The 26,224-nt window shown below is 69.6% G+C and carries 23 protein-coding genes and 3 pseudogenes; 4 read left to right on the top strand and 22 right to left on the bottom strand.

Annotated elements, in window-relative coordinates; all coding sequences use genetic code 11:
- Nucleotides 1-30: 30 nt before the first annotated feature.
- From hisG to metH, 5 genes are all read right to left on the bottom strand, one after another.
- A complete protein-coding gene (hisG, locus tag AU194_RS00880; protein ID WP_059087506.1) occupies nucleotides 31-882 on the bottom strand; it encodes an ATP phosphoribosyltransferase in 852 nt (283 codons plus the stop codon).
- Nucleotides 883-887: 5 nt separating this feature from the next.
- Nucleotides 888-1,169: a phosphoribosyl-ATP diphosphatase gene (locus tag AU194_RS00875; RefSeq protein WP_059087325.1), complete on the bottom strand. Its 282-nt coding sequence runs from the start codon at nucleotides 1,167-1,169 to the stop codon at nucleotides 888-890.
- Between the two features lie 26 nt (nucleotides 1,170-1,195).
- A complete protein-coding gene (locus tag AU194_RS00870) occupies nucleotides 1,196-2,677 on the bottom strand; it encodes a sugar porter family MFS transporter (RefSeq protein WP_059087324.1) in 1,482 nt (493 codons plus the stop codon).
- A gap of 111 nt (nucleotides 2,678-2,788) precedes the next feature.
- A complete protein-coding gene (locus tag AU194_RS00865) occupies nucleotides 2,789-3,475 on the bottom strand; it encodes an HAD family phosphatase (RefSeq protein ID WP_059087323.1) in 687 nt (228 codons plus the stop codon).
- A 76-nt stretch (nucleotides 3,476-3,551) separates the two neighbouring features.
- Nucleotides 3,552-7,316 (bottom strand): methionine synthase, encoded by a 3,765-nt coding sequence (gene metH, locus AU194_RS00860; protein WP_197417473.1) that lies wholly within the window; start codon nucleotides 7,314-7,316, stop codon nucleotides 3,552-3,554.
- Between the two features lie 302 nt (nucleotides 7,317-7,618).
- Between metH and AU194_RS00855 the strand changes: the two genes are divergently transcribed.
- Complete coding sequence (locus AU194_RS00855) at nucleotides 7,619-8,473, top strand: PAC2 family protein (protein WP_369804011.1); 855 nt, start codon at nucleotides 7,619-7,621, stop codon at nucleotides 8,471-8,473.
- 78 nt (nucleotides 8,474-8,551) lie between these two features.
- Here the strand turns inward: AU194_RS00855 and AU194_RS00850 are convergent, their stop codons facing one another.
- The 9 genes from AU194_RS00850 to AU194_RS00810 all read right to left on the bottom strand — a co-directional run bounded on the left by AU194_RS00850 (nucleotide 8,552) and on the right by AU194_RS00810 (nucleotide 16,276).
- The gene (locus AU194_RS00850) at nucleotides 8,552-9,988 is read right to left on the bottom strand and encodes a DUF1254 domain-containing protein (protein WP_059087321.1); all 1,437 of its coding nucleotides are present in this window, start codon (nucleotides 9,986-9,988) and stop codon (nucleotides 8,552-8,554) included.
- Entirely contained in the window at nucleotides 9,985-10,863 is an 879-nt protein-coding gene (locus tag AU194_RS00845) for an SDR family oxidoreductase (protein ID WP_197417472.1), read from the bottom strand. The genes AU194_RS00850 and AU194_RS00845 overlap by 4 nt, the downstream gene beginning before the upstream one ends.
- Before the next feature lie 11 nt (nucleotides 10,864-10,874).
- Nucleotides 10,875-12,122 (bottom strand): cysteine--1-D-myo-inosityl 2-amino-2-deoxy-alpha-D-glucopyranoside ligase, encoded by a 1,248-nt coding sequence (gene mshC, locus AU194_RS00840; RefSeq protein ID WP_059087319.1) that lies wholly within the window; start codon nucleotides 12,120-12,122, stop codon nucleotides 10,875-10,877.
- A 95-nt stretch (nucleotides 12,123-12,217) separates the two neighbouring features.
- Nucleotides 12,218-12,979, bottom strand: coding sequence for a 3'(2'),5'-bisphosphate nucleotidase CysQ (locus tag AU194_RS00835; RefSeq protein ID WP_304438535.1), 762 nt, complete (start codon nucleotides 12,977-12,979; stop codon nucleotides 12,218-12,220).
- Nucleotides 12,976-13,791 (bottom strand): SCO1664 family protein, encoded by an 816-nt coding sequence (locus AU194_RS00830; protein WP_059087318.1) that lies wholly within the window; start codon nucleotides 13,789-13,791, stop codon nucleotides 12,976-12,978. Before AU194_RS00830 ends, AU194_RS00835 begins: the two co-directional genes overlap by 4 nt.
- Complete coding sequence (locus AU194_RS00825) at nucleotides 13,775-14,362, bottom strand: DUF3090 domain-containing protein (RefSeq protein WP_059087317.1); 588 nt, start codon at nucleotides 14,360-14,362, stop codon at nucleotides 13,775-13,777. Before AU194_RS00825 ends, AU194_RS00830 begins: the two co-directional genes overlap by 17 nt.
- A 28-nt stretch (nucleotides 14,363-14,390) precedes the next feature.
- Nucleotides 14,391-15,092, bottom strand: a complete 702-nt coding sequence (locus AU194_RS00820) for a histidine phosphatase family protein (RefSeq protein ID WP_059087316.1) — start codon at nucleotides 15,090-15,092, stop codon at nucleotides 14,391-14,393.
- On the bottom strand, nucleotides 15,089-15,919 hold the full coding sequence (locus tag AU194_RS00815; RefSeq protein ID WP_059087503.1) for an undecaprenyl-diphosphate phosphatase: 831 nt from the start codon (nucleotides 15,917-15,919) through the stop codon (nucleotides 15,089-15,091). Before AU194_RS00815 ends, AU194_RS00820 begins: the two co-directional genes overlap by 4 nt.
- Before the next feature lie 45 nt (nucleotides 15,920-15,964).
- Nucleotides 15,965-16,276, bottom strand: a complete 312-nt coding sequence (locus tag AU194_RS00810) for a hypothetical protein (protein ID WP_059087315.1) — start codon at nucleotides 16,274-16,276, stop codon at nucleotides 15,965-15,967.
- 133 nt (nucleotides 16,277-16,409) lie between these two features.
- On the opposite strand from AU194_RS00810, the gene AU194_RS00805 reads away from it, so the two are divergent.
- From AU194_RS00805 to AU194_RS00795, 3 genes are read left to right on the top strand one after another with little or no spacing between them, the layout of a single operon-like run.
- The gene (locus AU194_RS00805; RefSeq protein ID WP_059087314.1) at nucleotides 16,410-17,426 is read left to right on the top strand and encodes a YncE family protein; all 1,017 of its coding nucleotides are present in this window, start codon (nucleotides 16,410-16,412) and stop codon (nucleotides 17,424-17,426) included.
- A gap of 17 nt (nucleotides 17,427-17,443) precedes the next feature.
- Complete coding sequence (locus tag AU194_RS00800; protein ID WP_157575849.1) at nucleotides 17,444-17,674, top strand: DUF5703 family protein; 231 nt, start codon at nucleotides 17,444-17,446, stop codon at nucleotides 17,672-17,674.
- Entirely contained in the window at nucleotides 17,671-18,744 is a 1,074-nt protein-coding gene (locus tag AU194_RS00795) for a quinone-dependent dihydroorotate dehydrogenase (RefSeq protein WP_059087312.1), read from the top strand. The genes AU194_RS00800 and AU194_RS00795 overlap by 4 nt, the downstream gene beginning before the upstream one ends.
- Before the next feature lies 1 nt (nucleotide 18,745).
- On the opposite strand, the gene AU194_RS32820 is transcribed toward AU194_RS00795, so the two are convergent.
- The 8 genes and pseudogenes from AU194_RS32820 to AU194_RS00760 all read right to left on the bottom strand — a co-directional run bounded on the left by AU194_RS32820 (nucleotide 18,746) and on the right by AU194_RS00760 (nucleotide 26,191).
- A complete protein-coding gene (locus AU194_RS32820; RefSeq protein WP_255374820.1) occupies nucleotides 18,746-18,871 on the bottom strand; it encodes a hypothetical protein in 126 nt (41 codons plus the stop codon).
- Between the two features lie 91 nt (nucleotides 18,872-18,962).
- A complete protein-coding gene (locus AU194_RS00790; RefSeq protein WP_059087502.1) occupies nucleotides 18,963-19,925 on the bottom strand; it encodes a phosphotransferase in 963 nt (320 codons plus the stop codon).
- A 2-nt stretch (nucleotides 19,926-19,927) separates the two neighbouring features.
- Nucleotides 19,928-20,857, bottom strand: coding sequence for a phosphotransferase (locus AU194_RS00785; protein WP_059087311.1), 930 nt, complete (start codon nucleotides 20,855-20,857; stop codon nucleotides 19,928-19,930).
- A pseudogene (locus AU194_RS32090) lies at nucleotides 20,854-22,176 on the bottom strand (amidase family protein); the annotation flags it as partial. The gene AU194_RS00785 and the pseudogene AU194_RS32090, both read right to left, overlap by 4 nt.
- Nucleotides 22,177-22,259: 83 nt before the next feature.
- A pseudogene (locus AU194_RS32385) lies at nucleotides 22,260-23,499 on the bottom strand (M20 family metallo-hydrolase).
- A 349-nt stretch (nucleotides 23,500-23,848) separates the two neighbouring features.
- Nucleotides 23,849-24,946 (bottom strand): annotated as a pseudogene (locus tag AU194_RS00770) (sodium:solute symporter); the annotation flags it as partial.
- Nucleotides 24,947-25,085: 139 nt separating this feature from the next.
- Nucleotides 25,086-25,364 (bottom strand): hypothetical protein, encoded by a 279-nt coding sequence (locus tag AU194_RS00765; RefSeq protein ID WP_059087309.1) that lies wholly within the window; start codon nucleotides 25,362-25,364, stop codon nucleotides 25,086-25,088.
- Nucleotides 25,361-26,191: an inositol monophosphatase family protein gene (locus tag AU194_RS00760; protein WP_059087308.1), complete on the bottom strand. Its 831-nt coding sequence runs from the start codon at nucleotides 26,189-26,191 to the stop codon at nucleotides 25,361-25,363. The genes AU194_RS00765 and AU194_RS00760 overlap by 4 nt, the downstream gene beginning before the upstream one ends.
- Between the last annotated feature and the right edge of the window lie 33 nt (nucleotides 26,192-26,224).

The raw sequence follows: 26,224 nt of genomic DNA, 5'->3' as shown, positions 1-26,224 counted from the left end.
TCCCGCCCGCACAGGGCGTCGAGCACAAGATCAGATTCGGCAGAACCGGATGTCGGAAGCGAGGATCGCCTTCGCTCCGATCGCGGCCAACTCGTCCATGATCGCGTTGACCTCGCGTCGCGGCACCAGCGCCCGTACCGCCACCCAGTCGGGATCGGCGAGCGGGGCGATGGTCGGCGACTCCAGTCCCGGCGTCACGGCCGCGGCCCGGTCGAGCACCGAGCGCGGGCAGTCGTAGTCCAGCATCAGGTACTGCTGGCCGAACACCACACCCTGGACGCGGGCGGCGAGTTGGTCACGGGCAGCGGCGCTCTCCGCACCGGCGCCGTCGCCTTCGATCAGCACCGCCTCCGAATCGCACAGCGAGTCACCGAAGGCGACCAGGTTGTGCAGTCCCAGCGTGCGGCCCGATCCGACGACGTCGGCGATCGCGTCGGCCACGCCGAGCTGGATGGAGATCTCCACCGCCCCGTCAAGCCGGATCACGGTGGCGTCGATTCCTCTGGCGGCCAGATCTTTTCGCACTAGATTGGGGAACGCGGTGGCGATCCGCTTACCGTCGAGATCCTCGGGAGTCCAGTCGCGGCCTGCAGGTGCGGCGTAGCGGAACGTCGACGAACCGAAACCCAGCGCCAGCCGTTCACGCACCGGCGCATCGGATTCGGCGGCCAGGTCGCGTCCGGTGATGCCGAAGTCGAGCTGCCCTGATCCGACGTAGATCGCGATGTCCTTCGGCCGCAGGAAGAAGAACTCGACGTTGTTGGCCGGGTCGACGACGGTCAGATCCTTGGAGTCGGTGCGGCGCCGGTAGCCGGCCTCCGACAGGATCTCGGCGGCGGGTTCGCTCAGCGTGCCCTTGTTGGGGACGGCGACGCGCAGCATGCGGCTCACAGCTTGCGGTACACGTCGGCGGGCGACAGACCGCGGGCGATCATCAGCACCTGCGTCCAGTACAGCAGCTGGCTGATCTCCTCGGCGAGGGCGTCGTCGCTCTCGTGTTCGGCGGCCAGCCACACCTCGCCGGCCTCCTCGAGGATCTTCTTACCGAGGCCGTGCACGCCGCCGTCGAGGGCCGCCACGGTGCCGCTGCCCTCAGGCCGGGTGCGCGCCCGTTCGGTCAACTCGTCGAACAGTGCATCGAAGGTCTTCACAGGCTGCGATTCTCCCACGCCCCCGCATCAGCCCGGCACAGCCCTCAGCCCTCCTTGGCGGCCGTGGGCAGGTGCTCGCCCTTGAGGATCTCGCCGTGCATGTCCTCCAGTGACACGCCCTTGGTCTCCATCACCCAGCGCCACACGAACAGCCCCGACAGCACCGCGCACAGCCCGTAGAAGCCGTATGCCAGGCCGAGGTGTTCGCGCAGACCCGGGAACGTGACGGTGATGAGCCAGTTGGCCGCCCACTGTCCGGCGGCGGCCAGGCCGAGCGCGGCCGCACGGATCCGGTTGGGGAACATCTCACCGAGCAGCACCCACACCACCGGGCCCCAGGACATGCCGAAGGCGACCACGAACAGGTTGGCTGCGATGAGCGCGATCACGCCGGACGCGCCGGGCAGGCTCGGGTTGCCCTCGGCGTCGAGCGTGGCGTTGGCGAAGATGACCGCCATGGTGATCAGCGTGACCGCCATGCCCGACGATCCGATCAGCAGCAGCGGTTTGCGGCCGATCTTGTCGATGAGCGCGATCGCGATGAGCGTGGTCAGCACGTTGATCACCGAGGTGATGACGGTGTAGATCGCCGACTCGTCGGCGCTGAATCCGACCGCCTGCCACAGCACGTTGCTGTAGTAGAAGATCACGTTGATGCCGACGAACTGCTGGAAGATCGACAGCCCGAGGCCCACCCAGACGATGCCGTAGATCCCGCCGGTCGGTTTGCGCAGATCGCGCCACGACGGTTTGTCCTCGCGCTCCAGCGTCTCGCGGATGCGGGTGATGGTGATCTCGAGGTTCCGCTGGCCGAGCAGGGTGCTCAGCACCTTGCGGGCCTCCGGGATCTTGTGGCTGGCCACCAGGTAACGCGGCGACTCGGGGATCGTGAACGCCAGTGCGCCGTACACGACGGCGGGCACCGCCATCGCCAGGAACATCCAGCGCCAGGCGTCCACGCCCAGCCACAGCGGTTCGTTGGGTCCGCCTGCGGCCCACTGCAACAGCCAGTTGACGGCGAACGACAGGAAGATGCCGGACACGATCGCGAGCTGCTGGAGAGACCCGAGCCTGCCGCGGATGCTGGGCGGTGAGGTCTCGGCGATGTAGGCGGGTGCGATCACCGACGCCACGCCGACACCGATGCCGCCGACGATGCGGAAGAGCACCACGGCCCACACCTCGTGGGCGAAGCCGGTGCCGAACGCGCTGATGAGGAACAGGACTGCGGCGATCTTCATCACCGCGATGCGGCCGATCCTGTCGGCGACGCGGCCCGCGGTCATCGCGCCCGCCGCGGCGCCCAGCAGGGCCGAGGCGACGGCGAAGCCGAGTTCGGCGTTGCCGATGCCGAAGTCTTCCTGGATGGAGTCGACGGCGCCGTTGATCACCGCGCTGTCATAGCCGAAGAGCAACCCGCCGAGCGCGGCCACCGAGGCGATCCGCACGGCGGTCTTGCCCGAGTTGAACTGTTCGTCTCCGACCGGCAGATCTCCCCCGACCGGTGCCCCGCCGTGACCCGCCATCGGAACGTCCTTTCCCGCGCATCGTCGCGTGACCGGAATCACATTGAAGCACTGATCCGGCCGGAAAAAGGCGGGTTCCCACAAGCGGGCGCGACGAAACCGCGCTGCGCCTCAGGCCGTGCGTTCCCCGGAGGCGGCGTCGATCTCGGCGTGGATGGTCCGCAGATCGTCGACGGCGAGCCCCCGCAGGGACTCGAGGTGGTGGCGGCGCGGGGTGCGGGGCACCACGACGTCGTTGGGCACGACCAACACCGGGCAGCCGGCGAGTTCGGCGGCCAGGGTGCCGGTGACCGAGTCCTCCACGGCCAGACAGTGCCCGGGCTCGACGTCGAGCAGGCGCGCGGCGAGGCGATACGGATCGGGCCGCGGCTTCCCGTGCGGCACTTCGTCACCGCAGACGGTCACCGTGAAGTAGTGGCGCCCGATGCTGCCCAGCGCCTGCTCGGTCAGCTCGCGCTGGGTGTTGGTCACCAATGCCATCGGAACACCTTCGCCCGCAAGGGAATCCAGCAGTTCGCGGGCGCCGTCGCACCACGGCAGGCCGCGGGTGGCGAACAGTTCACCGGTGTAGGTGTGCAGGTAGCGGTCGGCCTCGGCCATCGCGACCGGGTCCGGATCCAGGCCGAGGTCGGCGAAGATCGTCTTGATGGTGTTCTCCGCCGAACTGCCCACGAGCGCGGTGCGCAACTCGTCGGTGATGACCCCGCCGAGGCGGTCGTAGAGCGCCGCGAGTGAGACGTCCCACAGCTTCTCGGAGTCGACGAGCGTCCCGTCCATATCGAAAAGGACCGCTCTCATGGCCGCAACCTTCCGCCGAGCGTGAGCTCGTGTTCGAATATCCGTCGAATCCTCGTGCATGACTTCACGTTCGGGCTCAGTCCTCCGGGTTGTAGCCGAGGTTGGGCGCCAGCCAGCGCTCGGCCTCCTGCAGGGTCCAGCCCTTGCGTTTGGCGTAGTCGGCGACCTGGTCCTGGGCCAGCCGGCCGACGACGAAGTACTGCGACTGCGGATGCGAGAAGTACCAACCGCTGACCGCGGCGCCGGGCCACATCGCCATCGACTCGGTCAGCTCGATGCCGGTGCGCTCAGTGACGTCGAGCAGGTCGAACAACGTCGTCTTCTCGGTGTGCTCCGGGCAGGCCGGATACCCGGGCGCCGGGCGGATTCCCACATACTTCTCACCGATCAGCGCCTCGTTGTCGAGGTGCTCGTCGGGCTGGTAGCCCCAGAACTCCTTGCGGACCCGCTCGTGCATCCGCTCGGCGAACGCCTCGGCCAGCCGATCGGCCAGGGACTCCAGCAGGATCGCGCTGTAGTCGTCGTTGGCGGCCTTGAACTCCATGATCCGGTCCTGGCTGCCCAGGCCCGCGGTGACCGCGAACGCGCCGACGTAGTCGGCCAGCTCCGTGTCCTTGGGCGCGACGAAATCGCCGAGCGAACGGTTCGGGATGCCGTCGCGGTGCTCACCCTGCTGGCGCAGGTTGTGCAGCGTGGTCAGCACCTCGGTGCGGGTCTCGTCGGTGTACACCTCGATGTCATCGCCGACCGCGTTCGCGGGGAAGAAGCCGATCACCCCGTTGGCGGTCAGCCACTTCTCCTTGATCGCGGTGTCGAGCATCTCCTGCGCGTCCTCGTACAGCTTGCGCGCGGCCTCCCCCGACGCCGGGTTGTTGAGGATGTCCGGGAACCGGCCCTTCATCTCCCAGGCGTTGAAGAACGGCTGCCAGTCGATGTACTCCCGCAGCTCCGAGAGGTCGTAGCCGGTGAATTCGCGGACGCCCAGACCCTGCACGGGTGCCGGCGGGGTGTAACCGTTCCAGTCGACCGGCGTCCGGTTCGCGCGGGCCTTCTCCAGCGTCAGCATCGGCCGCTCGTTCTTCTGGGCGTGCCGTTCCCGCAGGGACGCGTAATCCTTCTCGGTCGCCTCGAGCAGCGCGGGCCGCTGCCGGTCGTCGAGCAGCGCGGCCGCGACGGGCACCGAGCGGGACGCGTCCTTGACCCAGACCACCGGGCCGCTGCGGCGTGGCGAGATCTTCACGGCCGTATGGGCGCGCGACGTGGTCGCGCCACCGATCAGCAGCGGGATCTCCAGCCCGGCGCGTTCCATCTCGACGGCGAAGTTACTCATCTCGTCCAGCGACGGCGTGATCAGACCGGACAGGCCGATGATGTCGGCGTCGTGCTCCTTGGCCGCGTCCAGGATCTTCTGCGCGGGCACCATCACACCGAGGTCGATGACCTCGAAGTTGTTGCACTGCAAGACAACCCCGACGATGTTCTTGCCGATGTCGTGGACGTCGCCCTTCACGGTCGCCATCACGATGGTGCCGTTGGTGTCCTTGCTCGCCGCTGTACCGTTGGCCTCCTTCTCCGCCTCGATGAACGGCAGCAGGTACGCCACGGCTTTCTTCATCACGCGCGCGGACTTGACGACCTGGGGCAGGAACATCTTGCCGGAGCCGAACAGGTCGCCGACGACGTTCATCCCGTCCATCAGCGGGCCCTCGATCACCTCGATCGGACGTCCGCCCGCGGCCGCGATCTCGGCGCGCAACTCCTCGGTGTCGTCGTCGACGTGGGCGTCGATGCCCTTCACCAGCGCGTGGGTGATGCGTTCGCGGACCGGGAGGGACCTCCACTCGGCAGCGGCGGGATCCTCACCCTTCTCCTTGCTGTTGAAGCGCTCGGCGATCTCCAGCAGCCGTTCCGCCGCGTCCTCGCGCCGGTTGAGCACGACGTCCTCGATGCGGTCCCGCAGTTCGGGGTCGATCGAGTCGTACGGCACCAGCGCACCGGCGTTGACGATGCCCATGCCCAGGCCCGCCTTGATGGCGTGGAAGAGGAACACCGCGTGGATCGCCTCGCGGACCGGGTTGTTCCCGCGGAACGAGAACGACACGTTCGAGATGCCGCCGGAGATGTGTACCCCGGGCAGGTTCTCCTTGATCCAGCGGCAGGCCTCGATGAAGTCGATGCCGTAGGTGGCGTGCTCCTCGATGCCGGTGGCCAGCGCGAAGCAGTTGGGGTCGAAGATGATGTCCTCGGCCGGGAACCCGACCTCCTCGGTGAGTATCCGGTAGGCCCGCCCGCAGATCTGCTTGCGGCGCTCCAGGTTGTCGGCCTGCCCCTGTTCGTCGAACGCCATCACGACGACGGCGGCGCCGTACTTGCGGCACAGCCGGGCCTCGCGGACGAACTTCTCCTCGCCCTCCTTCATGGAGATCGAGTTGACGATCGGCTTGCCCTGGACATTTTTCAGGCCCGCCTCGATGACCTCCCACTTGGAGGAGTCGATCATCACCGGCACGCGGCTGATGTCGGGCTCGGCCGCGATCAGCTTGGTGAACCGGTCCATCGCGGCGACGCCGTCGATCATGCCCTCGTCCATGTTGATGTCGATGACCTGCGCACCGACCTCGACCTGCTGCAGAGCCACCGACAGCGCGGTGTCGTAGTCCTCGGCCTTGATCAGGTTGCGAAACCGCGCCGAGCCGGTGATGTTGGTGCGCTCACCGATGTTGACGAACAGCGACTCGTCGTCGATGTTGAGCGGTTCCAGACCCGAAAGACGGGTGGCCACCGGGATCTCCGGCACCTGCCGCGGCGCCTTGCCCTCGACGGCCTTGGCGATCTCGGCGATGTGCGCGGGCGTGGTGCCGCAGCACCCGCCGACCATGTTGACGAAACCGGCCTCGGCGAATTCGGCGACGTAGCCGGCCTGCCGCTGCGCGGACTCCTCGTACTCGCCGAACGCGTTGGGCAGGCCCGCGTTCGGGTAGCAGGAGACGAAGGTGTCGGCGATGCGGGACATCTCGGCGATGTAGGGCCGCATCTCGGGGGCGCCAAGGGCGCAGTTGAGGCCGACGGCGAGCGGTTTGGCGTGCCGGATCGAGTTCCAGAACGCCTCGGTGACCTGACCGGACAGCGTGCGGCCGGAGGCGTCGGTGATGGTGCCCGACAGGATCACCGGCCAGCGGCGGCCGCGCTCCTCGAACAGCGTCTCCACCGCGAAGACCGCGGCCTTGGCGTTGAGGGTGTCGAAGATGGTCTCGACGATGATCAGGTCGGCGCCGCCGTCGACCAGGCCCCTGGCGGCCTCGAGGTAGGCCTCGGCCAACTGGTCGTAGCCGACGTTGCGGGCGCCGGGGTCGTTGACGTCCGGGGAGATCGACGCGGTCCGCGTGGTCGGGCCCAGCGCCCCGGCGACGTAGCGCGGTTTGTCGGGGGTGCTGTATTCGTCGCAGGCGGCCCGCGCCAGCGCGGCGCCCGCGTGGTTCAGCTCGTAGCTCAACTCCTGCATGCCGTAATCGGACAGCGAGATCGCGTTCGCGTTGAACGTGTTGGTCTCGAGGATGTCGGCGCCCGCTTCGAGGTATTCGCGGTGGATGCCCTCGATGATCTGCGGCTGGGTCAGGTTGAGCAGGTCGTTGTTGCCGACGACATCGCTGGGCCAGTCCTTGAACCGGTCACCGCGGTAGCCGGCCTCGTCCGGGCGGTCCCGCTGGATCGCCGTGCCCATCGCACCGTCGATCACCAGGATGCGCCGGCGCAGGGACGCGGTCAGTTCGTCGGTGCAGTCGGGACGGACGTTCTGCGCGAAAGTGGTCGACTCAACTGAGCTCACGTGCGGTCCTTCCATTACGGAAGGCGTCCTTGACTCTGCCGAGCGTGGCGGATACCGAGGGGCGCCCGGCCCCCCGAGAATCCGTTGCAACGCCTCTCGGCCCCGAAAAGTCTACGTCGTCGCCCGACCGACGTCTGGACGCCCAGGTCATCCGTCCAACGGGAGTGCGGGCACAGGTATTTCGGTGCAGCACTCACGTAGCCAGGGTAGTGGCCGCCGCAAACCGCCGCGTGGGGCGATGGGGCTCGCGCATGTCCCCCAGGCCTTAGGCTGAACTGGTGACCCCCTCGGACTTCGGCCCAGCGAAGGGACCTGACCTGCCGCAGCTGCGCGACGCCATCGTCGTCGCCGCGTTCGAGGGCTGGAACGACGCCGGAGACGCCGCGAGCGACGCCCTCGAGCACCTGGACGCGATCTGGGAGGCGGAGACGCTGGCCGAGATCGACGACGAGTCGTACTACGACTACCAGGTCAACCGGCCGGTCATCCGGATGGTCGACGGCGTCACCCGCGAGCTCGTCTGGCCCTCGATGCGGATCTCGCACTGCCGCCCGCCCGGCGCCGACCGGGACATCGTGCTGATGCACGGCGTCGAACCCAACATGCGATGGCGCACGTTCTGCGCCGAGCTGCTCAACATCGCCGACAAGCTCAACGTGCAGACCGTGGTCATCCTCGGCGCGCTGCTCGCCGACACCCCGCACACCCGCCCGGTGCCGGTGTCCGGGGCGGCGTACTCGTCGGAGTCGGCGAAGTTCTTCGGCCTGGAGGAGACCCGCTACGAGGGGCCCACCGGGATCGCCGGGGTGTTCCAGGACGCGTGCGTGCAGGCCGGGATCCCCGCGGTGACGTTCTGGGCCGCCGTGCCGCACTACGTGTCGCAGCCGCCGAACCCCAAGGCCACCGTCGCGCTGCTGCGCCGGGTCGAGGAGGTCCTCGACATCGAGGTGCCGCTGGCTGATCTGCCCACCCAGGCCGAGGAGTGGGAGCAGGCGGTCACCGAGATGACCGCCGAGGACGAGGAGATCGCCGAGTACGTGGCCTCCCTCGAGGAGCGCGGCGACGCCGAGGTGGACATGACCGAGGTGCTCGGCAAGATCGACGGCGACGCGCTGGCCGCCGAGTTCGAGCGGTACCTGCGTCGGCGCGGGCCGGGCTTCCGCAACAGCTGACGTCAGCGGCGCCGAGATCAGGGTTACCGCACGCGAACCGGTCCGAAGGCGTGCCGGAACCTTATTCCGGCGGGGTGGTCAGGCGACCTTCACGGCCTGCGGCGGCTTCCACGTGCCGTTGAGGGCGTCGGGTTTCGGCCAGTACAGCCGCATGACCATCTGGAACGGCCCCTTGGGCGCGGGTAGCCAGTTCGCCTCTCTGCCGGGGCCCGGCGAGGCGTTCTGCACGTAGATCGTGTAGCCGCCGTCGGGGTCGGGCACCAGGCTCGACAGCATCGGCGAGTTGATCAGGTAGCGCTGCATCGGGTTGGCGACCAGCAGGCTGGCGGGCATCTCGTACATGGTGAGCGACCAGAACGCATTGACCGGCGGCAGCTGCCCGGGTGCGAACCGCACCGTGTAGTTGTTCGCCCCGGTGAGCGGTTGGCCGTCGGAGTCGTGGAGCAGCCCGGGATAGAGCGCCTCGGCGGCGGTGTTGCCGTAGATACCCCACACCGCACCGGCCATCCGGTACAGGTAGTTGCCCTTGAGGTCGTCGGCCGTGCCGAAGAACTGCGCCGCACCCACCTTGCCGGTGTCGACCTCGTTCTTGCGGAACGTGTCGAGTTCGGCCCAGGCGTCGGCCATCCCGTCCTCGATGGCGGTCTTCATCTCCGGGGTCAGCCGGTCGGCGTCGTAGTCACCGTCGGGGCCTATCCCGATGCGCGCGAAGCGGTTTCGCAGGTCGCGCTCATTCGGCAGCACCGGCGCGGTGCGCAGCGCGAAATTGAGGATCTCGAAGAACTGCGGTGAGGTCTTCTGCTGTTCGGGGGTCAGCGGGGGCACGAAGTCGATCGGCGGCGCCCCGGGCGGCGGCTCGGTGTTGAGGTACACCGACAGCGGCGCCACCTGGTAGCCGGCCTGGATCTTCTTGACCTGCTCGAGATCCGACGGCCCGAACAGCTGCGTGCGGTAGATCACCCCGGCCAGATCGGTGTCGGAGCGGATCACCTCGTCGATGCCGTCGGGGGTGCCGCCGTGCCAGCCGGGGCCGGCCAGCAGGTACTTCCCGCCGCCGTTGCCGGTGGTGCGGCTGCCGACGTAGGCGATGTTGTTGGTGTAGCCGTTGATGAACTGCAGCGAGTAGTAGCGGTCCTGTTCGATCGGCGGCACCGTCAGCACCAGCGGTTCGGCGCGCAGGTCGGTGCCGAGCATCGAGTACGGGGTGTCGGAGTTCGGCGTCTGCACCGCCTTGTCCTCGGGGGTGTAAACCCGTGCGGTGTTGTGGATCTCGTTCCAGCCGCCCTTGTACTCCGGATTGTCCCGGTCGACGTAGTAGGCGTACTGCACCCGGTAGTTGTCGACGATCGGGAAGCCGTAGATGTAGGCCTCCTTGGCGATCGCGCGGGCCTCGGCCGGCGTCGCCTCCGCCGTCGGGGGCGCGCTCGACGGGGCAGGCGCCGCCTCGTCCTCGTCGCCGCCGGCACAGCCCGCGAGCGTGGCGACCGCCGCCAGCGCGATCAGCCGGCGGATCACTTCTTGCCCAGACCGTGGGTGCGGGCGCCGAGCGAGCGTTTGAGCGCGGTGACCTCGGCGTCCATCTGCGGCAACACCGTCGGTGCGGCCTTCAGCAGCGAAGCCTGGCCGATGCGGGTGGTCAGCACCGGTTTGATCCAGCGCATGACACCGACCCACCACGGACAGTAGATGCGTTCTCTGCGGCGTTCGATGCCCTTGACGAACACCTCGCCGCACTTCTCGACGGAGGTGGTTCGGCTCAGCGGTCCGGGCAGCGAGTCCAGCATCGTGCGGAAACTCGGCAGGTCGGCCTTGGTGTCCTGGACCAGCGGGGTGTCGATCCACGACATGTGCCCGCAGCCGACCGTCACGCCGTGGTGGGCGACCTCGAGGCGGAGCGCGTTGGCGAAGTGCTCCACGCCGGCCTTCGACGCGTCGTAGGGCGCCATTCCCGGGGCGGCGGCGAACGCCGCGAGCGACGACACCACCAGCACGTAGCCCTTGCGGTCGATCACCGACGGCAGCGTCGCGCGCACAGTGTTGAACACGCCGACCACGTTGACGTCGAGCACCCGCCGGAACGCATCCGGGTCGACCACCAGCACCGACCCGTAGCTGGCGATACCTGCGTTGGCGATGACGATGTCGATACCGCCGAAGCGGGCGATCGCCTTTTCGGCGACCGACTGCATGGACTTCAGGTCGCTCACGTCGGCGACCGCGGTCAGCACCCGCTCGTCGCCGAGGTCGGCGGCCAGCGTCGACAGCGGCCCCTCGTCGAGGTCGGTGAGGACCAGGTTGGCGCCCTTGGCGTGCAGCCGCCGGGCCAACTCCTCCCCGACTCCCCTAGCTCCACCGGTGATGACCACGACCTTGCCGCGCACGGATGTCATGGCCTGCAAAGCTACTCCACGGTGAGCGCAACTCCGAGTAACGCGTCGATGGCCGCCGCGACCGTCTTGGGCGAATCGGTGTCGGTGCCGAGCCCCTCGAGCGCCTCGGTACACCACGCGTCGAGTGCTACGAGCGCCTTGGGCGTGTCCAGATCGTCGGCGAGGTAGGTCCGCACCCGGGCGAGCACGTCGGTGGCGTCCGGCCCGGCGGGCAGCGCGGTGGCACGCCGCCAGCGCTGCAGCCGGTCCTGCGCCTCGGCGAGGACGTCGTCGCTCCAGAAGCGGTCGGCACGGTAGTGCCCGGCGAGCAGGCCCAGCCGGATCGCCGACGGGTCGACCCCGTCGGCGCGCAGCCGGGACACCAGCACGAGGTTGCCGCGGCTCTTGCTCATCTTGTGGCCGTCCCAGCCGATCATCCCGGCGTGGACGTAGTGGCGGGCGAAGCGCCGCTCCCCGGTGACGGATTCGGCGTGGGCGGCGGAGAACTCGTGGTGCGGGAAGATCAGGTCGCTGCCGCCGCCCTGGATGTCCAGACCGGTGCCGATGCGGTCCAGCGCGATCGCGGCGCACTCCACGTGCCAACCGGGCCTGCCGGGCCCGAACGGCGACGGCCAGCTCGGCTCGCCGGGGCGCTGCGCGCGCCACAGCAGCGCGTCGAGCCGGTCGACCTTCCCGGGCCGGTCGGGATCGCCGCCGCGTTCGGCGAACAGCCGCAGCATCGTCTCGTGGTCGTAGTTGGACTCGTAGCCGAACTGCACGGTCGCGTCGGCGCGGTAGTAGACGTCGGGGTATTCGGCGTCCTCGACCACGTAGGCCGCACCGGAGGCCAGCATCTTCTCCACCAGCTCGATCACCTCGGCGATCGCGTCGGTGGCGGCCACGTAGTCGTGCGGGGGCAGTACCCGCAGCGCGGCCATGTCCTCCCGGAACAGCTGGGTCTCGCGGGCGCCCAGCTCGCGCCAGTCGATGCCGTCGCGGTCGGCGCGTTCGAACAGCGGATCGTCGACGTCGGTGATGTTCTGCACGTAGTGGACGCGGTGTCCGGCGTCCAGCCACAGCCGGTGCACGAGGTCGAACGCCAGATAGGTGGCGGCGTGCCCGAGGTGGGTGGCGTCGTACGGAGTGATGCCGCAGACGTACATGGTGGCCGTCTCGCCCGGTGACACCGGCCGGACCTGACGGTCGGCGCTGTCGTAGAGCCGCAACTGCGGGCCACGGCCCGGCAGGGCCGGGACTTCCGGCGCGGACCACGATTGCATGACGTCGACTCTAGGTTGTTCGATCAGGGCAGCCTCCTGCTGGTGCGCAGTCTCGCGAAGTGCGACAACCGCGGCTGTCGTTTCATTCCCGCCACTCAGTACGCCGAATGGATCGCGGCGAGCAGCACGTCGGCCACCTCGGGCCGGCACATCAGCAGGTCCGGCAGGTAGGGGTCCTCCCGGTTGTACCGCAGCGGTGACCCGTCGAGCCGTGTCGCGTGCAGGCCCGCCGCCGCCACGATCGCCGCCGGGGCCGCCGAATCCCACTCCCACTGCCCACCGGCGTGCAGGTAGGCGTCGACCTCGCCGCGGACGACGGCCATCGCCTTGGCGCCGGCCGAGCCGATGCGGACCATCTCGATGTCGAGGCGGTCGCGGATCCACCACAGCACCGCGGGCGGCCGGGTGGCGCTGGCGGTGATGCGGATGGGGCCGTCCCGGCGCGGGGCGGGCGGGGTGACGGTGTCGGTGCGGTACACCTCGCCGCGGGCGGGCAGGGCGACGGCGGCGTCGGTGAGCCTGCCGTCGGGTCCGCCGACGCGCTGCCACAGCGCGATGTGGACGGCCCAGTCGGTGCGCGGTGGCAGCGAGTACTCGCGGGTGCCGTCGACGGGGTCGACGATCCACACCCGGTCGGCGTGCACCCGGCTCAGGTCGTCGACGGCCTCCTCGGACAGCACCGCATCGTCGGGTCGGTGCTGGCGCAGCCGGTCGAGGATCAGGACGTTGGCGCGTTTGTCGCCCATGTCCCCGAGGTCGTAGGGGTGGTAGAAGTCGTATTCCTCGCGCAGGGCGACGAGCATCTCACCGGCTTCGGCGGCCACCACCGCGGCCAGTTCGGCATCGGTCAGCATCAGAAGGCCGGCCACGGGATGGGCCGGCGGCGGTCCGGTGTGGGCATCACCGGATTGTCCAGCAGGTCAACGATTCTCGCGTGCAGCGCGGCGATCTCACGGGCGGTGATGTGCGGGCGCAGCCGGTCGCGGAGGTCACCGTCGCGCAGCTGGTCGCCGAGACACGCGACGACCTCGAGGGTGTCGTCGTCGACCGGTTTGCCCGCCCAGCCCCACAGCACCGTGCGCAGTTTGTCCTCGGTGTGCAGGCTCACCCCGTGATCGACGCCGTACACCCGGCCGTCCACCCCGGCGAGGATGTGGCCGCCCTTGCGGTCGGCGTTGTTGATGAGCACGTCGAACACCGCCATCCGGCGCAAGCGGGCGTCGTCGGCGTGGACGAGCGTGACCTCGTCGCCCGCGTAGTCGTAGGCCTGCAGGATCGGCAGGTACCCGGGCGGGACCTTGCCCGCGGGCAGCAGGTCGACCAGATCGGGGCCCGCTGGACTTCCGGAGTCCTCGTCGGACTCGTCGCCCGGTTGGTCCACCCAGATCTGCACCATGCCGGCGCCGGCGGGGCCGTCGCGAATGATGGTCTGCGGCACGATGTCCCAGCCGAGCGCGGCCGAGACGAGGTAGGCGCCGTACTCCCGGCCGGCCAGCGTGCCGTCGGGGAAGTCCCACAGCGGCGCCTCCCCGGCGACCGGTTTGTAGACGCAGTGCACCTGCGCGCCGTCGAGGTGCGCCTCGCACAGGAACGTGGCGTTGCTCGCCGAGCGGATCCGGCCGATGACCGTCAACTCGCCGCGCGCCAAGGCCTCAGATGTCGGCGTCATCGTCGGTCTCCGTCAGCGCGCCGCGCCGATAGCCGTTGGTGCGTACGCAGATGTGGCCCTCGGGGTCGAGGGGTTCGTCGCACAGCGGGCAGGGCGGGCGGCCGGCGGAGATGACGCGGTTGGAGCGGGTCGCGAACTGGCGGGCCGACTCCGGGGTGAGGAACACCCGCACGGCGTCGGGTCCGTCCTCGGCGTCGTCGAGCACCACCGAGGCGTCGAATTCGGTCTCCGACACCGCGAGCAGTTCCACGACGATCGTCTGCGCCTCGGAGTCCCAACCGAGGCCCATGGTGCCGACCCGGAACTCGGCGTCGACAGGGGTCACCAGCGGGCTCAGGTCGTCCACCTCACCGGTGTCGGGCGGGATGGGGGTGCCGAACCGGCGGTTGATCTCCTGCAGCAGCGCCGCGATCCGCTCGGCGAGGACGGCCACCTGCTGTTTCTCGAGGATGACCGAGACGACGCGCTTATCGTGGACGGCCTGTAGGTAGAACGTCCGGTTGCCGGGCTGCCCGACCGTCCCGGCCACGAAGCGGTCGGGCGTGCGGAAGACGTGAATTGCTCGGGCCATGGCACCTTCCAAAATACCGGGTGACGGGTCAACCGGTGGAACCGCCGACCACCGCGTCCTCCGTGGGCACGTCCTGTTGGCCGTCGGCGGGGGCGGGTTTGGCGGCCAGGCCGGCGGCGAGTTCGGCTCCGGTGTGGTTGATGTGGACGACGAACGGGCGCAGTGTCGTGTAGCGGATGACGCTCATCGACGCCGGGTCGGCGGTGATGCGCTGGAAGCTGTCGAGGTGGGTGCCCAGCGCATCGGCCAGCACGGCCTTGATGACGTCGCCGTGGCTGCACGCCACCCACAGGGTGTCGCCGCCGTGCTCCTCGGCCAGCCGCCGGTCGTGTTCGCGGACCGCGGCCACCGCACGGGCCTGCACCTGGGCCAGCCCTTCGCCGTCGGGGAACACCGCGGCGCTGGGCTGTTGCTGCACCACCGCCCACAGCGGTTCCTTCACCAGCTCGCTGATCTTGCGGCCGGTCCAGGATCCGTAGTCGACCTCGGTGAGCCGCTCGTCGACGACGGGGTCGAGGCCGAGGGCGGCGGCCAGCGGTTCGACGGTCCGCTCGCACCGCAGTAGCGGGGACCGCACGATCGCCCGCACCGGCAGTTCGCCGATCCGGCCGACGACGGCGCGGGCCTGTTCGGCGCCGCGGTCATCGAGGTCGACGCCCTGACTGCGGCCGGCGAGGGTGTGGGCGGTGTTGGACGTGGAGCGGCCGTGCCGCAGCAGGATCACGGTCACGTCGCGGCCACCACACCGGTGGACAACAAGATCAGCACCACCACACCCAACACCACGCGGTAGCCGACGAACCAGTACATGCCGTGACGGACCAAGAAGCGCAGGAACCAGGCGACCGCGGCGTAGCCCACCACGAACGCGATCACGGTCGCGAGCAGCAACTGGGGTCCGGTCGCGCTCATCCCCTCCCCGACGGGTGCGAACGCGTCGGGCAGCGAGAACAGGCCGGAGGCGAACACGGCGGGGATCGCGAGCAGGAAACCGAACCGGGCGGCCAGTTCCCGGTCGAGGCCGAGGAAGAGCCCGGCGCTGATCGTGGCGCCCGACCGCGACACCCCGGGCAGCAGCGCGAGGCACTGCGCGAACCCGACGATGACGCCATCGCGCCAGGTGAGCTGTTCGACGTGGCGGACCTGCCTGCCGAAGTACTCGGCGGCCGCGATGACCGCGGAGAACACGATCAGCGCGATCGCGATGGCCCACAGATTGCGTGCGGCGGTACGGATCTCGTCCTTGAGCAGCAGGCCGATGACGCCGATCGGGATCGTGCCGATGATCACGTACCAACCGAGCCGGTAGTCGGCGTCGCGGCGGGCCGGATCGCGCAGGCCGGCGAACCAGGCGCGGACGATGCGCGCGATGTCGCGGGCGAAGTACACCAGGACCGCGACCTCGGTGCCCAGCTGCGTGACCGCGGTGAAGGAGGCGCCCGCGTCGTCGGCGAAGAAGACGCGGGAGACGATCGCGAGGTGCCCCGACGAGGACACCGGCAGGAATTCGGTGAGGCCCTGCACGACGGCGAGGACGATGACCTGCAACCACGACATGGCCGGTGCGTCGATCACGTCGACGAACCTACCGTGGCCGGGCTGTCAGCGACCGGGGCGCGCCACCGGCTGGGCGGTCCAGACCGCGTCGCGCACGGCGGCGGCGAGGCTGCGTTCGTCGGTCAGATCGATGTCGGTCAGCGTGCGGGTGGTGAGCGCGACGATGTCGTCCTCACAGGGCACCGGACCCTGCAGCCGCGGCCGGTACACCTCGACGACCAGGTACTGACGCTCGAGATGGAACGAGAAGCTGCGGCCGTCGCCGACCTGTCCGAAGCCGCTGGCGTGGACGCCGGTGGAGATGTCTTCGAACTCGAAACCGGCGGCGCTCGCGTAGCGTTCTGTGAGCAGCGTCATAGCGCCACCATATCCAGACTTATGTAAGTCGGTCTAGACATTGGCGGGAATTGGTCGGTCCGAATCTGCCTAGACTGGCGCACCGACCCCCGAAGGCCCAGAACTTCCGTTCGCACGCACCGAGAGCTACCCCTTGCCGCATCGTTCAAACCCACGTTCCCGGCTGTTCGGCGCTGCCGTCGCGGTGCTGGCGATCTCCGGGGCCGGATGCTCGTCGAATCCGGCGGATCCACCGCCCCCCACGATCGCGCCCGCCACCGCCGCGGAGTCCCCGCCCGCCACCGGCGCCCCGGCCGGCTCGGTGCTGCCGTTCGGCCCCGACGCCAGGGCTGCCCTGTTCGACGCCGCGACCCGGTCGCTGGTGATCCTGGAGCCTGGACCTGCGGTGACGGTGGTCACCGAGGGCCGGCCGCGCACCGTCCGGTTGCCCCAACCCGCGACGGCGCTGACCGCGGGCGCGGACGGCACCGCCTATCTGGCCACGCGCGGCGGCTACCTGCGGCTGGACATCGCCGCGGGCGGCGTCGACCGCATCGAGGTGGACGGCGAACCCGACACCGACGTCACCGCGATCGCGCGCCGCGCGGATGGCCGGGTGGTGCTCGGCACCGCCGACGGATCGGTGTTGACGCTGGACTCCGATACCGCCGTGGGCGCCCGGGTGGGCGGTTTCGCGCGGGTGGACGCGCTCGTCGCGCGCGGGGACACCGCCATCGTGCTGGACCGCGCCCAGACCTCGGTGAGCGCACTCGACACCGACGGCACCAAGGTGGCCCAGGCCTTGCGCGCCGGGGAGGGCGCCACCACGATGGCCGCCGATGCGCAGGGCCGGATCCTGGTCGCCGACACCCGCGGCGACGAACTGCTGGTGTTCAGCACCGACCCGCTGATCATGCGGCAGCGCTACCCGGTGTACGACGCGCCCTACGGCCTGGCCGGGTCACCCGGGCTGGCCTGGGTGTCGCAGACCGCGGCCAACGCCGTCATTGGCTACGATCTGTCCACCGGAATCCCCGTCGAGAGGGTGCGTCACCGAACCGTGCAGCAACCGAATCTGCTCGCTTACGACGATGCGTCTGGCACGCTGTATGTGGTGTCCGGAACGGGAGCGGGTGTGCAGGTGATCACGGGTGCGGCGGGGCCGCGGTGAGTGTCGCCCGTGGCCGCATGCCCGCCGCCTGGGATCAGGTGGTCGCCGAGGCCTCCGACGAATGGGAATGGGTGCCGTTGCGGCTGCCACCCGACGTGACGAGGGTCACCGCGTCGATCCGGCTGTCCATCGAGGCCGAGTACCGGGGCTGGGAGCTCACCCGGGTCCGCGCCTACACCGACGGTAGCCGCCGGGTGCTGCTGCGGCGCCGTAAGACCTCGGCCACTCCTGAGCAGCCGGGTCAGTGAGCGGTTACCACGCGCTGCGGCGGGTGCTGTTCCTCATCTCCCCCGAGCGCATCCACCACTGGGTGTTCGCGCTGCTGCGCGCCGCCACCACGCCCGGCCCGCTGCGCAGCGCCCTGCGCGGCCGCCTCGCTCCGACCGATCCGGTGCTCGCCAGCACCGTGTTCGGGGTGCGCTTCCCCGGACCGCTGGGGCTGGCGGCCGGCTTCGACAAGGACGGCCGCGGCCTGCACACCTGGCCCGCTTTGGGGTTCGGGTTCGCCGAGATGGGCACGGTGACCGCGCGGCCGCAGCCCGGCAACCCGCAGCCGCGGCTGTTCCGGCTGCCCGAGGACCGTGCCCTGCTCAACCGCATGGGGTTCAACAACGACGGGGCGGCCCGGCTCGCGCAGCGGCTCACCCGGCACACCGCCGACGCCCCGATCGGGGTGAACATCGGCAAGACCAAGACCACTCCCGCCGAACAGGCGGTCGACGACTACGCCGACAGCGCGCGCCAGCTGGGACCGCTCGCCGACTTCCTGGTGGTCAACGTCAGCTCGCCCAACACTCCCGGCCTGCGCGATCTGCAGGCCGTGGCGGCGCTGCGCCCGATCCTGACCGCGGTGCGGACGCAGACCTCGACGCCGGTACTGGTGAAGATCGCCCCCGATCTGTCCGATGCCGACGTCGACGAGATCGCTGATCTGGCAGTCGAATTGGGTCTCGCCGGCATCGTGGCCACCAACACCACGATCTCGCGTGCGGGGCTGCAGACCCCGGGGGTGGATGACCTCGGCCCGGGTGGGATCTCCGGTGCGCCGGTCGCCGCCCGCTCACTCGAGGTGCTGCGCCGACTGTACCGCCGCGCCGGAGACCGGTTGGTGCTCATCAGTGTCGGCGGAATCGAGACCGCCGACGACGCCTGGGAGCGCATCACCTCCGGCGCCTCGCTGCTGCAGGGCTACACCGGCTTCGTCTACGGAGGCGGGCTGTGGGCCAAGCAGATTCACGACGGGCTCGCCGCGCGCCTGCACGCCGAAGGCTTCGCCTCGCTGTCGGCGGCGGTGGGCTCCGCGATGCGCGGGCGGTAGTTCAGCGCTTCCGCTTGCGGACCCGCTCACCGGCCTCGACGGCGCGTTCCCGCTTCTCCGCCCGGCGCTCCTTCAGCGACCGTGCCGCAGGCTTTTTCAGGTTCCTACCGGGTTTTTTGTCAGCCATTGACGCTCCTTGATCGAAGTGACAACCACTCGATCGCGACCATACGTGGAAACCGGGGAAAAGCCAGTCGTGCAGGTGGCGGCGGTCGTGGTCAGAGCGCGTCGACCCAGAACGCCCACCTCGGGTCGGTCATCTTCAGCCGGGCCCGCATCAGCTTCCAGTAGCCGTACTTGTGGTAATCGAAATCCCAACTGGTGTTCAGCTGTTGGTTGACGCACGCCCACAGCCCCCATTTGACGTCGGCCAGCGCGCCGCACACCTGCACCCGCGCCAGCGTGGCGAAATCGGTGCTGCCGTAGAAGTCCTCGACGAGTGCGAGCATCTGCTGCTCGCCGTAGAACTTCTCCGTGATGAGCAACGCGAGCTCGTAGGCGCGTTCGTTGTTGGACGCGAACTCGTAGTCCACCATCCGCATCGGGGCGCCGTCGGCGACGAGGAAGTTGCCGGGCATCGGATCGTTGTGACACGCCACCAGATCCAGGCCCGACGCCGTCAGGGCCGCCTTGACCACGCGGTACTCCCCCGCCACCAGCTCCCAGTCCGCGGGCAGCCGCACCCCGATCTCGGTGGCCTGGGCCAGATGCTCGTCGATCATGTCGAACATCGTCTTGGTCCCGCTCAGCAGCGACCCGTGGTGCATGCGCCGGTAGATGTCGATGATCCGGTGCGGGATCTCGGGATCCTTGAAGTCGCCGTTGGTGCAGGCGCGATGGCCCTCGAGGAACTCGATCACCTCCACCCCGCTGTCGGGGTCGAAATAGACCACCTCCGCGCCGATTCCACGTTCGCCGGCGCGCCGGGCCGCCTCGTTGGCCAGCGCCCGGTCGATGAACGCATCGGACCCGTCGCCGGGGATCTTGAGGAAAAAGCGGCGGTCGTCCCCCTCGACGGTGATGCGCCAGTTGCTGTTCTGCAGCCCGCCGTGCACCGGCGCGTAGCGCACCGCCTTGCCCGCCCAGCGGGGTATCCGCCCCAGCACGTCCTCGACCCGCCGCTCGACGGCGGTGCGCGCGGTGCCCAGCGTCCGGTTGCCGGTGTCGTCGGGGGCAGTCACGGTCACAGGTTCCCCAATCGGTCACAGAAGTGCGGATCGGTCAGCCCGGCTCTGGCCCGCAGGAACTGCCAGTCCGAGAACTTCGAGTACTCCAGGGTCCCCGGACGGGCGGCGTCGGCGTACGCCCCGATCAGCCCCCACCGCACGCAATCGGCGACGCCGTAGACCCGGGCGCGGTCGAACAACGCCTGATCGAAACTGCCCCAGGCCATCTCGAAGGCGACGCGGGCGTCGGAGTCGAAGGGCCGCACCTCGGCCAGCAGCGCGCCGATGTCCTGCAGCGGATCCATCACGGCCGCGACGTCCCAGTCGACGAGCAGCAGGCCGCCCTCGGCGGTGCGCAGCACGTTGGAGACGTTGCCGTCGCCGTGTGCGGGTACGGTGTCGAAACCCGTTGCGACGATCCGTTTCTCGGCCATATCGAGGTGGCGGCACATCCACCTGAAGTCGGCGGGCAGTGCCACCGACCGTGCGGCGGCCAGCGCCGACAGCGCGCGGATGTCGTCGAACACCGTCGCCCGCCGGGTGATGGACGTGAATCCGTGCACCCGGGCGCGCAGCGCGATCAGGTCGGCCAGCCGCGCATCGTCGTCGAACACGTTCAGCGTCGCGGTGTGGCCGTCGACGAACTCCTGCACCAGCAGCGACTCCGCCGCATCGGCGGCGTACACCCGCGGGCCCACCCCGCACTCGCCGGCTTCGGTGGCCGCGGCGAAGGCCTGGGTGATGTCGACGTAGGCCCCCGCGTGCGGCGCCATCGCCTTGACGAACGCCCGCTCGTCGCCGGCGTGCACGTCGAAGCCCTCGGAGTCCGCACCCCACCAGCTGGGGCTGGCCATCACCGGGGTGGGGTCGGCGGCGATGTCGGCGCCCGAGAACAGTCCCAGTGCCCGCAGCCGCGTGGCCACCGGGGGCTCGGTCACGGTCGTCATGGTCGGCCTCCTGTCGTCTGGGCCGCGCGCACCGGCCAGTCGAGGGTGAACGCCCGCCGGGCCTCGAGCCAGCTGGTCAGGCGCAGGACGTCCCGGTCGGCGAAGCGTGGCCCGATCACCTGGATGCCGACCGGCATCGCGTCGGCGCGGCCGAAGCACAGCGCCGACGCCGGCTGTCCGGTCTGGTTGAACCACGCGGTGTACCCGCAGTGGGCCAGCGGTTCGTGCGGGTCGAGTCCGGTGTCGTCGGCGCCGAACCCGACGGCGGGGATGACCGGTGCGATGACGAAATCGTAGGCCGCACAGGCGCTGCGCATCAGCTCCGCCGATCGCATGACCGCCTCCCCGTCGCGGGTGGCATCGGTGGCCGAGTACCGCGCGGCCGGGGCACACCAGGCGCGGATCACCGGGTGCACCAGTTCGTGCCGCTCGGCCGGGATCGCCTGCAACTCGGCCAGCGCCCGGACCTGGAACACCCGGTCGAGCGCCCGGTGCGCGTCGTCGGTGAACACCGGCGCCATCGCGGACACCGTCGCGCCGCCGTCACGCAGTGCGGCGGCCGCGTCCTCGAGAGCCGCCAGCACCGCGGTGGCGGGTTCGGCGCCGTAGCCGAGCTCGGTGAGCACGCCGATTCGGAATCCACTCGGCGGCAACGGCTCCCGTGAGGGCGGGCGGTTCTCGGCCGCCAGGCTCCAGATGTCGCGGTGGTCGGGGCCGCTGAGCACGTCGTAGAGGTCGGTGACGTCGTCGACGGTGCGGCCCATCGGTCCGGCCGAGCGCATGGTCGACGGCGCCAGGTGCGGGATGCGGCCCTGCGTGGGTTTGAGCGCGACGAGCCCGCAGTGGCCGGCGGGCAGCCGCACCGACCCCGCGATGTCCGATCCGACGGCCGAGAAACCGATGCCCGCCGCCAGGCTCGCCCCCGCGCCCGCACTCGAACCGCCGGTGCTGCGCGACGGATCCCAGGGATTTCGGGTGACGCCGTAGAGCGAGCTCACCCCGGCGGCCATCATGCCGAAGTCCGGCATGGTCGTCTTCCCGACGATGACCGCACCCGCCTCCTTCAGCCGCGCGGCGGGCGGGGCGTCGACCGTCGAATGCGGCAGGAACCGGTTGGCCGCGCACCCGTGGCGCCAGGGCATCCCCGTCGCGTGCACGCTGTCCTTGATCGTGACCGGCACGCCGTCCAGAGGTGAGCGGGGCGCACCTGAGGCCCACCGCCGCGCCGACTCCCGCGCCGTCTCGCGTGCCGCATCCGCCGCGACGAAGGCCATCGCGTTGATCGCCGGGTTGGCGGCGTCGATCCGCGCCAGCGTGTGCTCGAGCACGTCCTCCGGGGTCGCCTCACCGGTGCGGTAGGCCTCCCGCAGCGCGTCGGCGGAACCGTCGAGCAGGTGGTCGGTCATCGGACGCCGGCCGCCTCGAGCGCTCCGCGGACCACCGCACCGGCGGTCGCGGTCAGCATGCGCACACCCGCGGCCATCTGCTCGTCGGTGGTGTATTCGCGTTCGTTGTGGGAGATCCCGTCGATGCTGGGCACGAACAGCATCACCGTCGGCACGGTGTCGCGCAGGTTGACCGAATCGTGTCCGGCCATGGTCGGCAGGGTCCGCCACCGCAGGCCCAGTTCGTCGGCGACGTCGCCGGCCACCGCGATGCCCGCGGAGTGGTAGGGGCCCGCCTGCCGCAGGGCCGCCGAATCGACCCGTACCTCGACCTCGCCGTCGGCGGTGACGGTGTTCAGCCGCTCCAGCAGCGCGCGGTGCGCGCGCTCGAGCAGGTCGGCGTCGAGTGACCGCAGGTCGGCGGCCAGGCGCACCCGCGAGGGCACCACCACCGGCGAATTGGGTTCGACGGTGAAGTATCCGACGGAGCCGAGTACGCCGAACTCCTCGGCGACCGCCCGCACCGCCAGGACCACCCGGCTGGCGCCGACGAGGGCGTCGTGACGGTAACGCATGTGCGTGGCGCCCGTGTGCGACTGCTCCGAGCACGGTCACCGCGTACTTGCAGGCCGCCCAGTTCTGGGTCACCACCCCGATGTCGAAGCCCTCGTCGACGAGGGTGCGGCCCTGTTCGATGTGGATCTCGAGGAACGACGCGGCCTCCGGTGGTGCGTCGGATCCGTGAAAACCGATGTGGGTCAACGCGTCCCGGACGGTCACGCCGTCGAATCCGACGGTCTCGAGCACCTCGTCAGCGCTGCGTTTGCCGGTGTAGACGGCGCTGCCCATGAGGCTGGGCGAGAACCGCGAACCCTCCTCGTTGAACCAGTTCACCGCCGCGACGTTGAACCGGGCACCGTCGGGCGGGGCGGCCGCCAGGGTCGCGGCGGCGTACGCCCCGGCCAGCACCCCGTACGCGCCGTCGAACCGGCCCGAGGTCGGTTGGCTGTCCAGATGCGAGCCGATGAGCACGTAGGGGGCGTCGGGGGCGAACTCCGCGCACCCGAACATGTTGCCCACCGCGTCGATCCGGGTCTGCAACCCGTGTCGGTCGAACCAGCGGCGCAACCACTCCCGGGCCTGTCCGTCGGCGGGAGTGGCGGCTTCGCGGTGGACGCCGCCCGCGGGGGTCGCGCCGATCGCGGACAGTTCGGCGAAGTCGGCGAGGAACGCCGCCGTGTCGAGCGGTGCGGGCATCAGGGCGTCCCCTCCGCGGCGCCTGCCGTTCGCGGGATTCGGCGGCCAGATCGTGCAGCTGCTCGTCGAGGGATTCGTCGGGCACCGGGGCGGCGCCGCGCACCGTCGTCTTCGCCGCGTCGAACATCGCGGCGACCCTGGCCTTCTCGGCGTCGTCGGTCCGGATGACCAGTGCGGCAACGAGATACACGACGAGGTTGACGACGATCCCGACGATGCCGCCGGTGAGGCTGCCCAGCGCCCGGATGTCGTCGGGGTAGATCCACGTCAGCACCATCGCGACGACGAAGCCGGAGACCATTCCCGCCACCGCACCCTGTTTGTTGCCGCCGCGCCAGAAGATGCCGAGGAACAACGGCACCGCCAGTTGGACGACACCCTGATAGGAGATCTGGGCGAGCAACTGCAGCCGGGTCATGCTGAAGGTGACGTAGGCGACGATGCCGGCCAACGCCATGAACACGATCATCGAGGTTTTCGCCACGTAGGTGAGCTGTTTGTCCGACAGCGGCCGCTTCTCGGTGTTGACCAGGTCGTTGGCGATCTGCAGACCGCAGACCTGCACACTGCCGTCGATGTGGCCCATGGAGGCCGCGAACACGATGGTGATGCCGAGGCCGAGCAGCCAGGTGCCGCCGTAGGAGCTCATGATCGCGAACCATCCGTCCTGCGGATTGTCCGCGACACTCGCCATCCCGGTCGCCGCGATGCCCAGCAGCATGAGCAGGGTGTAGAAGACCCCGGAGATCAGCACCGTGCACAACGTGCCCGATTTCACCGACCGCACACTGGAGGCGGTGTAGATTCGCTGGAAACTCGTTGGCCAGCATAGTGATCCGACCACGCCGGTGAAGATCAGCGCGAAGATGTAGAGCGGACCGTAGGCGTCGCCGTCGCCGGGCAGCAGCAGGTATTCGTCGGCGACGTCGCCCAGCGCGGCGAAGCTCACCGGTCCACCGGCCGCCCCGGAGAGCAGGATCACGCAGACGACCGCGGCGAAGACGTAGGCGACGGTGCCCTGGAACGCGTCGGTCATGATCAGCCCGCGCATCCCCATCCGCACGGTCCAGTACTGGCGGATGACGATGACGGCGAGGCCGATGAGCAGGCACGTCGTCACCGACCAGGCGCCGTCGCTGGCGAGTTCGAACACCGTGCCGAGCGCCTGCATCCCGAGCACCACCCAGGGGAACAGCGACACGATGCCGATGACGCTGGCGACCACCCGGACCGCGGACGAGTCGAAGCGCTTGCCGAGCAGATCGGGCTGCGAGCGCAGGTCGTAGCGCTTACCCCAACGCCACGCCCTGGTGGCCATGAAGTACATCATCGCCACGCCCAGGCTCGAGTATGCCAGCCCGTACATCCCGAACACACCTGCGCCCGCGGCCAATCCGAAGAACGCGATGAAGGTGGACCCGGGCCACCACGAGTTGACGTAGCTCATCGCCACGTACCACGGCCCGTAGCGTCGACCACCGACCGCGTACTCGTCGAACGTCGGCGCCGTCTTCTGTTGTGTCACATACAGAATGGCGACCACCACGGCGTAAAACGCCGCCAGCATGCCGAGCATCACCCACATATCAGCCTCCGGTAATCTCGGTCACGGGTTCGGTGGTGTCGTCGTCGAGTTCCCCGCGGATGTCCTCGACGACGTAGAACGCGGTCAGCGTCAGCCCGAGGACCAGCGCGTCGATGATCCAGTACGAGATCGCGAACGGCATCCCGAACACCTCGTACCGAATTCCGCTGCCCCACAGGTACAGCGGTGGGAAGAGGGCGAACAGCAACGCCACCGCGTACAGCGTGCCGAAGAAGACGACGATGCTGCGCCGGTCCAGCCTCTTGATGTACTCCGTCATGATCGAACTCCCCGCTCCTGGTGGATATCTGAGGGCGCGACCCACGGCAGCAGTGCGTCGTGGATCAACCCGTTGCTCGCGATTCCGTCGCCCCCGTCGATGACGCGGCGGCCGTCGAGACTGGTGAAGCGGCCACCGGCCTCCTCGATGATCACCGGCATCGGCGCCAGGTCGAAGGCGTGCGCGCGGTAGTCGACGACGGCGTCGGCGTGGCCGCACGCCACCATCGCGTAGCCGAATGCGTCACCCCAGGTGCGCAATACGACGCCCTGGGTGTGCAGGTCTCCGATCAGGCCGGCGTCCCAGTCCTCCAGCCAGGTGGCCATCACGTACGCGCCGTCGAGGACGGGCCGGTCCGACACCTGCACTTGTACGCCGTTGCGCCAGCACCCGTGGCCGCGTTCGGCGTGTACGACGACACCGGCGCCGGGTAGGTTGATGACGCCGAACACGATCTCGTCACCCTCCTGCAGCGCAATGAGATTCGCGTACAGCGGCACGCCCCGGACGAAGGATTTGGTGCCGTCGATCGGGTCGACGATCCAGCGGAAGCCGCTGTCGCCGTCGGTGTCGGGGTACTCCTCCCCCGAGAAACCGTCGTCGGGGAACGCGGCGCCCACCGCGTCGCGCAGGGTCAGCTCGATCTCCCTGTCGGCCAGCGTGACCGGTGAGCCGTCGGCCTTGACCTCGACGTCGAGCCCGCGGGCGCCGAACCAGCGGTCCGACAGCCGGCCGGCCTCGGCGGCCATGGCCAGCCCGAGCCGGACGCGCTCGCTGCGGATCTCGTTCATCGTCCCCACGATCGCGCTGAACCATTTCTGGTTCATGGGACCTCGTGTTAACTGCACGTAACGCTCTGC

Source organism: Mycobacterium sp. GA-2829 (assembly GCF_001499965.1).
Lineage (GTDB): Bacteria > Actinomycetota > Actinomycetes > Mycobacteriales > Mycobacteriaceae > Mycobacterium.
The sequence above is the reverse complement of the archived record's forward strand: the minus strand, read 5'-3'. Positions and strand labels throughout refer to the sequence as shown.

What these genes read in the sequence shown, in the direction of transcription:
- hisG (WP_059087506.1), bottom strand. Translation starts at nt 882, where the DNA reads ATGCTGCGCGTCGCCGTCCCCAACAAGGGCACGCTGAGCGAACCCGCC.
- AU194_RS00870 (WP_059087324.1), bottom strand. Translation starts at nt 2,677, where the DNA reads ATGGCGGGTCACGGCGGGGCACCGGTCGGGGGAGATCTGCCGGTCGGA.
- AU194_RS00865 (WP_059087323.1), bottom strand. Translation starts at nt 3,475, where the DNA reads ATGAGAGCGGTCCTTTTCGATATGGACGGGACGCTCGTCGACTCCGAG.
- metH (WP_197417473.1), bottom strand. Translation starts at nt 7,316, where the DNA reads ATGGAAGGACCGCACGTGAGCTCAGTTGAGTCGACCACTTTCGCGCAG.
- AU194_RS00845 (WP_197417472.1), bottom strand. Translation starts at nt 10,863, where the DNA reads ATGACATCCGTGCGCGGCAAGGTCGTGGTCATCACCGGTGGAGCTAGG.
- mshC (WP_059087319.1), bottom strand. Translation starts at nt 12,122, where the DNA reads ATGCAATCGTGGTCCGCGCCGGAAGTCCCGGCCCTGCCGGGCCGTGGC.
- AU194_RS00830 (WP_059087318.1), bottom strand. Translation starts at nt 13,791, where the DNA reads ATGACGCCGACATCTGAGGCCTTGGCGCGCGGCGAGTTGACGGTCATC.
- AU194_RS00825 (WP_059087317.1), bottom strand. Translation starts at nt 14,362, where the DNA reads ATGGCCCGAGCAATTCACGTCTTCCGCACGCCCGACCGCTTCGTGGCC.
- AU194_RS00815 (WP_059087503.1), bottom strand. Translation starts at nt 15,919, where the DNA reads ATGTCGTGGTTGCAGGTCATCGTCCTCGCCGTCGTGCAGGGCCTCACC.
- AU194_RS00810 (WP_059087315.1), bottom strand. Translation starts at nt 16,276, where the DNA reads ATGACGCTGCTCACAGAACGCTACGCGAGCGCCGCCGGTTTCGAGTTC.
- AU194_RS00800 (WP_157575849.1), top strand. Translation starts at nt 17,444, where the DNA reads ATGCCCGCCGCCTGGGATCAGGTGGTCGCCGAGGCCTCCGACGAATGG.
- AU194_RS32820 (WP_255374820.1), bottom strand. Translation starts at nt 18,871, where the DNA reads ATGGCTGACAAAAAACCCGGTAGGAACCTGAAAAAGCCTGCGGCACGG.
- AU194_RS00785 (WP_059087311.1), bottom strand. Translation starts at nt 20,857, where the DNA reads ATGACGACCGTGACCGAGCCCCCGGTGGCCACGCGGCTGCGGGCACTG.
- AU194_RS00765 (WP_059087309.1), bottom strand. Translation starts at nt 25,364, where the DNA reads ATGACGGAGTACATCAAGAGGCTGGACCGGCGCAGCATCGTCGTCTTC.
- AU194_RS00760 (WP_059087308.1), bottom strand. Translation starts at nt 26,191, where the DNA reads ATGAACCAGAAATGGTTCAGCGCGATCGTGGGGACGATGAACGAGATC.